This is a genomic window from Agromyces sp. NPDC058126 (genome assembly GCF_042884595.1).
In the GTDB taxonomy this organism is placed as follows: domain Bacteria; phylum Actinomycetota; class Actinomycetes; order Actinomycetales; family Microbacteriaceae; genus Agromyces.
On record NZ_JBHVTS010000001.1, the window covers coordinates 813408 to 825585 of the forward strand.

Genomic DNA, 12178 nt, shown 5'->3' on the forward strand with positions numbered 1-12178 from the left:
GGAGCCGTTCGTCGCCGCGCGGCGTCGCCGCACGCCGAGGGGCGCGTCAGAAGTGGCGGTAACGTCCCGGCGCGAGCTCCCACGGGTCGCGGCCCAGGAAGTCGGCCACGGCGCGGAAGACGCAGCTCTCGACGAGCAGCTTCTCGTCGCGGTCCTCGCCCTCCTGCAGCCGGAGGAAGCGCACGATCGGGAGCCGGAAGAAGACGATGCGACGCTCGTCGTGGTAGACCTTCCACCGGTCGATGTGGTCCTCGTGGATGGCCTCGGCCGGAGCCTGCGCGACCTCGAACACGACCCCGTCGAGCTCGGGCCAGAGTCCGCGCAGGTACGACACGGTCGTGCCGATGGTGAGCTCGAACTCGTCGAGCCGGGTCGAGAGCAGCGGAAGGTGCGGCCCGGTCACGGGGGAGCGCATGCCACGGCCGTGGCGGTCACGGGCCAGCCGTCTCGGAGAGCGGGGCGCGACACGACGGGAACGGGGCATGCATTCCATCCTATTGTCGGCACCGATCGCTACTCTTGATCTGCCATGAGACGTTGTTCGCGAACCGCATGCGCCGCCGAAGCGGTTGCGACGTTGACCTTCGACTACGCCGAGTCCACCGCGGTGCTGGGCCCGCTCGCCGTCGTCCGCGAGCCCCACGGCTACGACCTCTGCGCCAGGCACGCCGAACGCACCTCGGCGCCCGTGGGCTGGCAGGTCGTGCGGCACACGGCGCTCGGTGGGGTAGGTTTCAAGGCATGAATCCCGCTGCACCATCCGACGCACGCGCGCGCCTCGACGCGGTCGTGAAGGCGTACGACGTTCGCGGAATCGTGGGCGAGGGGCTCACCACAGAGACCGTCGAGGCACTCGGCGCGGCCTTCGTCGACGAGGTCGGCGCGGCCGGCGGGCGGGTCGTCGTCGGACACGACATGCGCGACTCGTCGCCCGCGTTCGCGGCCGCGTTCGCGGCCGGGGCGGCCGCGCGCGGCGCCGTCGTCGTGTCGATCGGCCTGTGCTCCACCGACGAGAGCTACTTCGCGTCGGGTTCGATGGATGCCCCGGCGGCGATGTTCACCGCCAGCCACAACCCCGCCGCCTACAACGGCATCAAGTTCTCGCGCGCGGGCGCCCAGGGCATCTCGCTCGACACGGGCCTCGCGGCGATCCGCGACCGGGCCGCCGACTTCCTCGAGCAGGGCATCACGCCCGTCGAGATGCCCGGTGCGGTCCTCGAGGCCGACGTCCTCGGCGACTACGCGGCCTACCTCCGCACGCTCGTCGACCTCCGCGGCATCCGCCCGCTCAAGATCGTCGTCGACGCGGGCAACGGCATGGGCGGCCTCACCGTTCCCGCCGTCCTCGGCGAGGCCGCAGGCCTTCCCGCACTGCCGCTCGAGATCGTGCCGCTCTACTTCGAGCTCGACGGCACTTTCCCGAACCACGAGGCCAACCCGCTCGAGCCGGCGAACCTCGTCGACCTGCAGCGTGCGGTCGTCGAGCACGGCGCCGACCTCGGTCTCGCGTTCGACGGCGACGCCGACCGCTGCTTCGTCGTCGACGAGCGGGGCGGCGCCGTCACGCCTTCGGCCGTCGCCGCGATCGTCGCCCTCCGCGAGATCGCCCGCGTCGGTGCAGCGGGCGAGACGAACGTCAACGTGATCCACAACCTCATCACTTCGCGCTTCGTGCCCGAGACCATCGAGGCCGCGGGCGCCGTGCCGGTGCGCACCCGCGTCGGGCACTCGCTCATCAAGGACCAGATGAAGGCGACGGCTGCCGTCTTCGGCGGCGAGCACTCGGCCCACTACTACTTCCGCGACTTCTGGGGTGCCGACAACGGCATGCTCGCGGCGATGCACGTGCTCGCCGAGTTCGGCGCGCAGGACGCCCCGCTCTCCGAGTTCGGCGCTCGGTTCGACCCGTACGCGCTCTCGGGCGAGATCAACTCGGTCGTCGACGACGTCCCGGCCGCGTACACGCGGATCGTGGAGGCGTTCACGGGCCGCGGTGAGTTCGATGAGCTCGACGGTCTGACCGTCATCGGCCAGACCGCCGGCGACGAGCCGTTCTGGTGGTTCAACGTGCGCCCCTCGAACACCGAACCGCTGCTGCGCCTGAACGTCGAGGGCGGCGACGAGCCCACGATGGCCGCCGTGCGCGACGAGGTCCTGGCGCTCATCCGCAGCTGAGCCCCCCCCCCGAAAGGGGGGAGGGAATCCCGACCGCGCGTCGGTATTGTCGGGAGCCGAACACGGTCCGGCCCAGCGACAGCGTTGCCGCGCACACGGTTCTTCCCGACCGGAACCCTACAGCCGGAGACCACGTGCGTCCTCGATCGACCCTGCCCGCCCTCGGTACCGCTCTGCGTCTCGGCCTCGTCGCCGTGCTCGCCTCGACCCTCGCACTGGGCGCGGTGTCGCCCGCGGTGGCGGAATCCGCCCCGCCGACCGCTCCTGCGATCGAGGAGACGTCGCCGCCGACACCAGGTGGCGAGGCATCCGAACCCGAAGCCGAACCCGCCCCCGCCGTCGACGAGCCGAGCGAGCAGGTCGCGAGTGCGACCCTCACGGGAGTCGTCACGTCGACCGACGGCGTACCCGTCGGCGACGTCGGCGTGAACGCCTACCGCCACAACGGGGAGTACCTCGACTACGTCGCCGGCACGCCGACCGCCGAGGACGGCGGGTACGCGTTCGACTCGCTCGAACCTGGCACGTACACGCTGGAGTTCACCCCGCCGTACGGATCGGCGTTCGTCGGCGAGTGGTGGAACGACCAGCGAGAGCAGTGGTCGGCAGACATGTTCGAGCTCATCGAGGGCGACGCGCTCTCGGGCATGGACGCCGTGCTGGCGCTCGGCGGTGCCGTCGAGGGCGTGGTCAGCGACGCCGACGGCACGCCGCTGCCGGACGCCGGTGTCACGGCGTACGCGGTCGTCGACGGTTCGCTCGAGCACCGGGGCACGGCCTGGACCGGTCCCGACGGCACGTTCCGGATCGGCGGGCTGTCCGAGGGGACCTACACGCTGGAGTTCGGCGCACCGTGGTCGACGGCGTATGCGGGCGAATGGTGGAACGACAAGCCCGACCAGAACTCGGCGGACACGTTCGAGGTCGTCGGCGGCCAGACGGTCTCGGGTCTCGTCGCCGGACTGTCCGCGGGCGGCTCGATCACCGGGGTCGTGACGGGCGTCGACGATGCGCCGCTCGCCGGCGTCAGCGTCGTCGCGGACGGCCCGAACTGGTCGGCCGCGGTCACCGACGCCGACGGGGTCTATGCGATCCAGGGCCTCGCCGCCGGCAGCTACACCGTCTCCTTCGAGCCCGACGCATTCGACCCCGGCACCGTCTCGGGGTACGTTGCCGAGTACTGGGACGATGCCGCGACCGTGCTCGACGCTGCACCGGTGAACATCGGCGGCGGCGAGACCGTGGCCGGCATCGATGCCCGACTCGCGAGAGCCGGTGGCGTCTCCGGCGTCGTGACGTTCGACGGCGAGCCGATCGCCGGCGTCGAGGTCTCCGTCAGCGGCGCCGGCTGGGGCTCCGCCACGACTGATGCGGACGGGCGATACGAGGTGCTCGGGCTGTCCGCCGGCGTGTACGACGTCTGGTTCTCGATGCCGAGCGGCAGCCCGTACCGCGGCGGCGGTGCCGCTGTCGAGGTGCCCGACGGCGAGACCGCGGTCCTCGACTACACTCCCGAGCGCGCCGCGGGCGTGAACGGGCGGATCACGGTCGCGGGCTCCGGCACCGCCGTCGCGGGGGCGACGGTCACGCTGTACACCTTCGGCGGCGCCTCGGCGGGCATCGCCGTCACCGACGACGACGGGCGGTACGTGGTCGCTCCGCTCGACGGAGGGCGCTACCTCCTCGAGGTGACCGGACCCGGGATCAGCACGACGTGGTCGGGCGGCTCGCCCACACGTGCAGGAGCGGACAGCTTCTCGGTGGCCCCGTCGACCGACGTCCGCCACGATGTCGAGGCGCCGGCCGCCGGATCGGGGGCGATCGCCGGAACGGTCTCGGTCGAGACGGGCGACGGCGTCGTCGCCGCGCAGGGAGCCGTCGTCGAACTGCACACGCAGCGCGGTCTCGTGCGCACCGTCTCCGCAGATGCCGACGGCGGTTACCGCTTCGACGGCCTCGATGCCGGCAGCTACGCGGTGCGGTTCGCCGAGACGCCGTGGTCGTCGCAGACGTGGTGGTGGGACGGGTCGCTCCGCGACACGGCACGCTTCTTCGAGGTCGGCACGGAGACCGTCACCCGCGACCTGACGCTTCCCGGGCTCGGCTGGATCAGTTCGGCCATCGACGTCGACCCCTCGTACACCGGGGACATCCTGATGGAAGCCGTCGACCCCGACACCGGTGAGGTCCTCGCTTCGGGCAGCACGATCGACGGCGACGTCCACACGCTGTACGAGGTGCCGGCCGGCGGGGTGAAGCTCCGCTTCAGCGGCCCGATCCACGACAGCTGGTGGGGTGGGGGATCCTTCGCCGAGGCGCCGACGATCGCCGTCCCGATCGGCGGCGAAGCGCGCGCGGACGCCAGCCTGTCGCTCGACACCGTCCTCAGCGGCACGGTACTCGATTCGGAAGGCGCGCCGGTCCCCGGCGTCGGGTTGCTCATCGCCGCCGTCGACGACGCGAGGACCTTCTGGGCGTACTCCGACGACTCGGGCGGGTACCGGGTCACCGGGCTCGAGCCCGGCGAGTACCGGGTGGGCGTCTCCGATGGCGCGGTCGGAGCATCGTCACCCGTGATCGTCGAGATCGCGGCCGGCGCCGCCGAGGCGACCCGCGACATCCGCCTCGAAGCGGCGACGCGCCTCGTCGGCACCGTGACCCATCGCGGCGAGCCGGTCGAGAGCTGCGTCGGGGTGCGCGAGGTCGGCGCGCCGAGCCGCGAGTCGTTCTGCACCGATTCGAGCGGTGCATACGAGCTCCGGCTGCGCCCGGGCACCTATCAGGTCTCCTTCCGCACGGTGAACGACGTCGGCGCCGCAGGACAAGTGCAGCAGGTCACTGTCGCCCCCGGGCACTCGGGCACGCTCGAGCTCGACGCCGACCTCGAGACCGGCGGCGTCATCGAGGGGCGGGTCACCGCCGATCTGGGTGACGGCCCGGAGCCGATCGCGGGGCACTGGGTGCATGCCGACGGGGTCGCCGGACCTGCCGCGTCCGCCGAGACCTCGGCCGACGGCTCGTACCGCCTCTGGGGTCTGCAGAACGACGTGCCGTACGACGTCGTGTTCGGGTATCCCTGGAACGATCTCGGCATGGAGTGGTGGAACGACGCCCCGTCACCCGGCTCGGCGACGACCGTGACTCCGGGCGCCGAGCCGGTGACCGGCATCGACGCCGAGCTCCGACGCGGGGCCGGGCTCAGCGGACGCGTCACCGACGCCGACGGGCTCGGGGCCTCGCACGTCACCGTCGAGGTCTACTCGGCCGACGGCGACCTCCTCGGAGACCAGCAGGCCGATTCTCAGGGCTCGTACTGGTTCAACGGCCTGCCCTCCGGTGACGTGAAGCTGCGATTCGTCCCCTCCGCCGACTGGACGCCCGGCTACCTGGCCGAATGGTGGCAGGACGCCGGCGCGGCAGCCTCGGCGGAGCCGGTCGCGGTCGAAGCCGGTCGGGAGACCGCCGGAGTCGACGCGACGCTGAACCGCGTCGGCACCGTTCCGGTCGAGCTGAGCGAGCCCGCGGTCTCGGGCGTCGCCCGCGTGGGGAGCACGCTGACGGCCGTCGCCGCGGCGACGACCGACGGCGCCACGCTCGGCTACGAATGGCTCGCCGACGACGCCGTGGTCGCCGGCGCAGCGGGTGCGGAACTCGTGCTCGAGCCCGAGCACCTCGGCAAGCGGATCTCGGTGCGGGTGACGGGAACGGCGGAGGGCCACCTGCCGACGACGCTGACCTCCTCCCAGACCGATCCGGTCGAAGCGGAAGGCGTCGACCCGACGCTGCCGCGGATCTCGGGTTCGCCGGTCGTCCGCGAGCGGTTGAGGGTCGACGCCGGCCCGAAGCCGCCCGGAGCGAGGTTCGCCTATCGCTGGTTCGCCGACGGTGCACCGATCGCGGGGCCGCCGACGTCGACGCTGCGACTCACTGAGGCGCACGTCGGTGCCCGCATCACCGTGCTCGTGACGACGCTCAGGGGCCGGGTCGTGGTCGAGCAGCGGATGTCGGAGCCCACCCTCCCGGTGCAGCCGGCCGGGGCCGTGCACCCGCGGGGTCCCGGCGCGCAGGGGTAGCGTTCCCGGCCGGGCCCGACGGCGACGCAGTGCGTCGCCGTCGGGCGCGGCCTGCGAGAATGGACGGCATGACGACGCTGCCCGCCACCACCGCACTCCCGTACAAGGTCGCCGACCTCTCGCTCGCCGAGGCGGGGCGTCACCAGCTTCGGCTCGCCGAGAACGAGATGCCGGGCCTCATGGCGCTGCGGGCCGAGTTCGCCGAGGCGCAGCCGCTCGCCGGAGCGCGCATCGCGGGCAGCCTCCACATGACGGTGCAGACGGCGGTGCTCATCGAGACGCTCGTCGCGCTCGGCGCGCAGGTGCGCTGGGCGAGCTGCAACATCTTCTCCACGCAGGACGAGGCGGCCTCCGCGATCGTCGTCGGACCCGAGGGCACGGTCGACGAGCCCAAGGGCGTGCCCGTGTTCGCGTGGAAGGGCGAGACCCTCGACGAGTACTGGTGGTGCACCGACCGCATCTTCGACTGGTCGGCCGAGGCCGCCGAGGCGGGCGCCGACTGGATCGGCCCGAACCTGATCCTTGACGACGGCGGCGACGCCACGCTGCTCGTGCACCGCGGACGCGACTTCGAGGCCGCCGGCGTCGTGCCTGAGGCCTCTGCCGCCGACAGTGGCGAGTACCGCGTGATCCTCGACACCCTGCGCCGTTCGCTCGCGACGAGCCCCGACCGCTGGACCCGTATCGCCGACGAGCTCACGGGCGTGACGGAGGAGACCACGACCGGCGTGCACCGCCTCTACGAGCTGCACGCGGAGGGCGGGCTGCTCTTCCCGGCGATCAACGTCAACGACTCGGTGACGAAGTCGAAGTTCGACAACAAGTACGGCATCCGCCACTCGCTGCCCGACGGCCTGAACCGCGCCACCGACGTGCTCATGGGCGGCAAGGTCGCGTTCGTCGTCGGCTACGGCGACGTCGGCAAGGGGGCCGCTGAGGCGCTGCGCGGCCAGGGAGCCCGCGTCATCGTCAGCGAGGTCGACCCGATCTGCGCGCTCCAGGCCGCGATGGACGGCTACCAGGTCGCCCGCGTCGAGGACGTCGTCGGCGAGGTCGACATCTTCGTGACCTGCACGGGCAACAAGGACGTGCTGCGGCTCGAGCACATGCTCGAGATGAAGCACCTCGCGATCGTCTCGAACGTCGGCCACTTCGACAACGAGATCGACATGGCAGCGCTCGAATCGCTCGAGGGCGCCGAGAAGGTCGAGATCAAGCCGCAGGTGCACGAGTGGCGTCTGCCGACCGGCCGCTCGATCCTCGTGCTCAGCGAGGGCCGGCTCATGAACCTCGGCAACGCGACGGGCCACCCGTCGTTCGTCATGTCGAACTCGTTCACCAACCAGGTGCTCGCGCAGATCGAGCTGTGGACCCGCATCGACGAGTACCCGATCGGCGTCTACGTGCTGCCGAAGCACCTCGACGAGAAGGTCGCGCGCCTCCACCTCGACTCGCTCGGCGTGCGGCTCACCGAGCTGAGCCCCGAGCAGGCGGCCTACATCGGCGTGCCGGTCGACGGGCCCTACAAGGTCGACCACTACCGCTACTGAGCGGCCGGATGCCTCGGCCCCCGCGTCAGCGCTCGGGGAAGCCGGGCGGGGTGGCGGTGAGCACGGGGGCGAGCGCGGCCATGCGCTCGGCCTCGAGGCCGAGCGCGACGAGGTCGCGTTCGCGCCGGAGCGCGGCGACCCCGGCGAGGAACCGCTCGGCCGGGGCGTCGGGGACCGGCGAGACGTAGGGGGCGACCTCCGCGGCGAGCGACGCCGCCACCCGCTCGCGACTCGCCGGCGCGAGGTGCGGGGCGTTCTGGAAGAACGACGCAACCCGGCGCGCGAGCGGGTCGGGAAGTCGCCCGAGGTCGGCGATGGAGGCCCATGCGGCGAGCTCGACCGGGACTCCGAACGCGGTCGACGGCGGCACCGGTACGCGCTCGACCTGGCCGTGGGTGCCGGCGAGCAGGTCGCCGAGCCGCTTCGATGAGGGATTCAGGAAGCCGACGAGCACCGCGAGCCCGCCGAAGGTCATGTAGATCTCGACGACGCCCACGAGCGCTCGGATGAAGGCGTGCCGGAAGCCGATCGCGCCGCCGTCGTCGCGCACCACGCGGAGCCCGAGGGCCAGCTTGCCGAGCGAACGACCCCGCGAGGCCGTCTCGACCGTCGTCGGCAGCACGACGAGCACCGCCACGAGACCGGTGATCAGCACTGCCCGGAAGGCCGCCTCGTCGACGCCGAGGCCCGCGAGCAGGAAGACGAGGCCGATGAGGAGCGCGATGTTCACGAGCACGTCGATCGCGGCACCGCCGGCGCGGATGAGCGCGCTCGCGGGCCTGAGATCGAGGCTGACCGCCTCGCCGGTGACCACTCCGTCGTCGTCGAAGCGGGCGAGCCGGACGGGCTCGGCGGTCGATTCGGCCATGGGTAGTATTCAAGCAGATGGACCTCGAAGCGCTCGCCTCAGCCCGCCGTGACGACTGGCAGCGACTCGACGCGCTCGCGCGCAGCCCGCGCCTCAGCGGGCCCGAGACCGACGAGCTCATCGAGCGGTATCAAGCCGGGGCATCCGACCTCTCGCTCGTGAAGTCGACGGCCGGCTCGACCGCCCTCGGCGACCGCCTCTCGCTCTCGCTCGCGCGAGCGCGGCTGCGGTTCACGGGCGCGCCCGAGAACCCGCTGCGCCAGCTCGCGCGGTTCGTCGCGCTCGACCTCCCGGCGGCGCTCCACCGCATCCGCTGGCTCACGCTCGCGGTGGCCGTGGCCACGTTCGTCATCGCGGCGCTGTACGCCTGGTGGATCCTCGGCGATCCGCGGGCGCTCGCCTCGATCGGCTCGGAGCGGGAGCTCCGGCAGATCGCCGAGGAGGGCTTCGCCGCCTACTACTCGGAGCACCCGGCGGGCTCCTTCGCCGGCTCCGTGTGGACGAACAACGCGTGGATCGCCGCCCAGTGCGTCGCCTTCGGCGTGCTCGGCGTCTGGGTGCCGTGGGTGATCATGCAGAACGCGCAGAACCTCGGCGTGAACGCCGCGGTCATGTTCGCGTACGACGAGGTCGACACCTTCTTCCTGTACATCGCGCCCCACGGACTGCTCGAGCTCACCTGCGTGTTCGTCGCCGCTGCGGCGGGTCTGCGCATCTTCTGGGCCTGGGTCGCCCCGGGGCCGAGGCCGCGCGGGGTCGCGCTCGCCGCCGACGCGCGGGCCCTCTTCACCGTGGCCATCGGACTCGTGTTCTTCCTCTTCATCGCGGGCCTCATCGAGGGCTTCGTGACGCCCGCACCGTGGCCGTGGGCCGTGAAGATCGGCATCGGGGCGCTCGCGCTCGGCGGGTTCCTCTTCTACATGCTCGTGGTCGGCGGTCGGGCGCGGCGCGCAGGGGCGACCGGCGACCTCGCGGCGTTCGACGCCGGGGCCACGCGGGTCGTCTCGGGCTGAGGCGCCGAGCGCTCCTGGCGCGCGCAGCGCGCTCCTCCCGGTTGCGGCGGCACGGGCCGAGAGGAGATCGTCGGGTTCGGAGGACGATCCGCGACGTTTCCTCCTCCCGATCGGTCGATCTCCTCCGCACCCCCGCGGACGTGCGGTGAGACGACGAAAGGCGGATGCCCCGTGGGGCATCCGCCTTCGTCAGTCGCAGTGTCGACTACGCGGTGAGCTTCGCGGGGCGGTCGAAGACCGCCTTGTAGATCACGCCGGCGAGCAGCGCACCCACGATCGGGGCGACGATCGACGCCCAGAGCTCGGTGAGGGCGAGCTGGCCGCCGAAGATCGCCGTCGCGATCGAGCGGGCCGGGTTGAACGAGCCGTTCGAGACCGGGCCGGCGACGAGCACGAGCACGGTGAGCGTGAGGCCGATCGCGAGCGGGGCGAGGTTCGACGCCGCGCGGCCGGCGGAGGTCACGCCGAGGATCACGAAGAGGAAGATCGCGGTGGCGACGATCTCGACGATGAGGAAGGAGCCGAGGCCGAAGCCGGCCGGGGAGAGCTCGTCGTAGCCGGTCGACACGCTGCGGAAGATCGCGATGTCGAACTTGGGGCCGGTCGAGAGGACGCCGAGCAGCACCACCGAGCCGAGGATGCCGCCGACGACCTGGGCGGCGATGTAGCCGAGCACGTCCTTCCAGGCGAAGCGACCGGCGATCGCGAGCCCGAGCGTGACGGCCGGGTTGAAGTGACCGCCCGAGATCGGGCCGAAGGCGTAGATGCCGACGACGACCGACAGGCCGAGTGCGAAGGCCACGCCGAGCAGGCCGGTGTTCGCGGAGGAGAAGATCGCCGCGCCGATGACGCCGAAGACGAGGATGAACGTGCCGAGGAGTTCGGCGATGAGCTTCTGGGCGGTCGACGGAGCGGCGACAGCAGGTGCGGTGCCGGCAGGTGCGGTGTCAGCAGGTGCAGTGTCAGACATTGAGTCCCTTTCGTAGGGTGGGCGGGCGCGGACGGCGACCGCCCGAGCGTGGCGCTGCCTCATCGGCGCCTCCCAGAGCGTAGCGAGAGTGCGGTTCTGCAGCGGTGAACCCCGCGCGAATGTTCGAAAACTGCGTCGTGTGACGCTGCGAGTCGCCGTCGGCGTGCGTGTCGGCGACGGGAACGGTGGGGTCAGAGGCGCCCGGCGGCCTTGAGCTCGAGGTAGCGATCGGCGAGGGCCGGGGGCAGCTCGTGCGGCGCGGCCGTGACCGTCTGGGCGCCGAGCCGGCGGATCGCCGCGCCGACCCGTTCGCCGTCGAGGAGGCCCCGCTCCGCGGCGGCGGCGGCGTACACCTCGTCGAGGTCGCCGCGCAGCCGGCTCGTCTCGATGAGGGTCGGGTCGGCGACCGAGGCGACGACGACCGTGTGCCGGGCGGTGAGCTGCGGCAGCACCGACAGCAGTCCCCTGGCGGAGCCGGGGGAGTCGGCCGCGGTCAGCAGCACGACGAAGGCGTGACGGCTCGTCACCGCACGCACCTGGCCGGGCACGAGCGCCCAGTCGGCTTCGACGAGCTCCGCGTCGATGCCCGCCATCGTGTCGACCATGCGGGCGAGGAGGTCGGCTCCGCTCGCGCCGTGCACGCGCCCGCGCAGTCGCCGGTCGGTCGCGAGGAAGTCGACGCGGTCGCCCGCGTGCGACGCGAGCGCGGCGAGGAGCAGCGAGGCCTCGTAGCTCGTGTCGAGCCGGGGTTCATCGGCGATGCGTGCTGCCGCGGTGCGCGAGGTGTCGGCCACGATGACGATGCGACGGTCGCGTTCGGGGCGCCAGGTGCGGACCATGAGCCGCGTGTTGCCAGGGACCTCGGGGTCGATGTGGCGCGCGGTCGCCCGCCAGTCGACGGAGCGCACGTCGTCGCCGCGGACGTACTCGCGGATCGAGTCGAACTCAGTGCCCTGGCCGCGGATGAGGAGCGGCGTCCGTCCGTCGAGCTCGCGCAGCCGGGTCAGCCGCGAGGGCAGGTGCACCCGCGAATGGAAGGGCGGCAGCACCCGCACCCGCCCCGGCGCCGCGAGGGTCGCCTGCCGTGCCCACAGGCCGAGCGGCCCGGCGGAGCGGATCGTCACCTGTTCGGTGCGGCGATCGCCACGACGGGTCGGCACCAGGTGCAGGGTCATCCGGCGGCGCTCGCCCGGTGGGATCGAGAGCCGGGGCCGGTTCGGTCCGGCGACCCCGGCCGAGGGCTCCCATCCGTCGCGGACGGTGGCGCGGAGCATCCGGCCGCCGAGGTTCTGCACCGTGAGCTGGGAGGCGACGGGCTCGCCGAGGCGCACCCGGTCGGGCAGTTCACGGCCGAAGGCGACCGTTCGGGGCGAGGCGGCGAGCGAGAGGTCGACGATGCCGGCACCGGTGACGACGAGGAGCCACCCGACGAGCGCGAGCCAGGCCAGCGGCGCGCTCGAGAGGCCCGCCACCACCACGGGGACGACCCCGAGGGCGACGAGCAGCGCGAATCGACCGGTCAGCGCCAT

Annotated in this window: 8 protein-coding genes and 1 pseudogene; 5 read left to right on the forward strand and 4 right to left on the reverse strand. The window is 72.3% G+C overall.

What is annotated here, in order from left to right:
• Positions 1–46: 46 nt before the first annotated feature.
• Positions 47–403: a hypothetical protein gene (locus ACFVTR_RS03590; RefSeq protein WP_387034804.1), complete on the reverse strand. Its 357-nt coding sequence runs from the start codon at positions 401–403 to the stop codon at positions 47–49.
• Positions 404–529: 126 nt separating this feature from the next.
• On the opposite strand from ACFVTR_RS03590, the pseudogene ACFVTR_RS03595 reads away from it, so the two are divergent.
• The 4 genes and pseudogenes from ACFVTR_RS03595 to ahcY form a co-directional block, all read left to right on the forward strand.
• Positions 530–709 (forward strand): annotated as a pseudogene (locus tag ACFVTR_RS03595) (DUF3499 family protein); the annotation flags it as partial.
• 32 nt (positions 710–741) lie between these two features.
• Positions 742–2175, forward strand: a complete 1434-nt coding sequence (locus ACFVTR_RS03600; protein ID WP_387034806.1) for a phosphomannomutase/phosphoglucomutase — start codon at positions 742–744, stop codon at positions 2173–2175.
• 134 nt (positions 2176–2309) lie between these two features.
• Positions 2310–6248 (forward strand): carboxypeptidase regulatory-like domain-containing protein, encoded by a 3939-nt coding sequence (locus ACFVTR_RS03605; RefSeq protein ID WP_387034808.1) that lies wholly within the window; start codon positions 2310–2312, stop codon positions 6246–6248.
• Between the two features lie 68 nt (positions 6249–6316).
• Complete coding sequence (ahcY, locus tag ACFVTR_RS03610) at positions 6317–7798, forward strand: adenosylhomocysteinase (RefSeq protein ID WP_387034810.1); 1482 nt, start codon at positions 6317–6319, stop codon at positions 7796–7798.
• 25 nt (positions 7799–7823) lie between these two features.
• On the opposite strand, the gene ACFVTR_RS03615 is transcribed toward ahcY, so the two are convergent.
• The gene (locus ACFVTR_RS03615) at positions 7824–8666 is read right to left on the reverse strand and encodes an RDD family protein (protein ID WP_387034812.1); all 843 of its coding nucleotides are present in this window, start codon (positions 8664–8666) and stop codon (positions 7824–7826) included.
• Positions 8667–8683: 17 nt separating this feature from the next.
• Between ACFVTR_RS03615 and ACFVTR_RS03620 the strand changes: the two genes are divergently transcribed.
• The gene (locus ACFVTR_RS03620) at positions 8684–9679 is read left to right on the forward strand and encodes a stage II sporulation protein M (RefSeq protein WP_387034814.1); all 996 of its coding nucleotides are present in this window, start codon (positions 8684–8686) and stop codon (positions 9677–9679) included.
• Between the two features lie 205 nt (positions 9680–9884).
• On the opposite strand, the gene ACFVTR_RS03625 is transcribed toward ACFVTR_RS03620, so the two are convergent.
• Positions 9885–10649, reverse strand: coding sequence for an aquaporin (locus ACFVTR_RS03625; RefSeq protein WP_387034816.1), 765 nt, complete (start codon positions 10647–10649; stop codon positions 9885–9887).
• A gap of 191 nt (positions 10650–10840) precedes the next feature.
• Positions 10841–12178 (reverse strand): DUF58 domain-containing protein, encoded by a 1338-nt coding sequence (locus ACFVTR_RS03630; RefSeq protein ID WP_387034818.1) that lies wholly within the window; start codon positions 12176–12178, stop codon positions 10841–10843.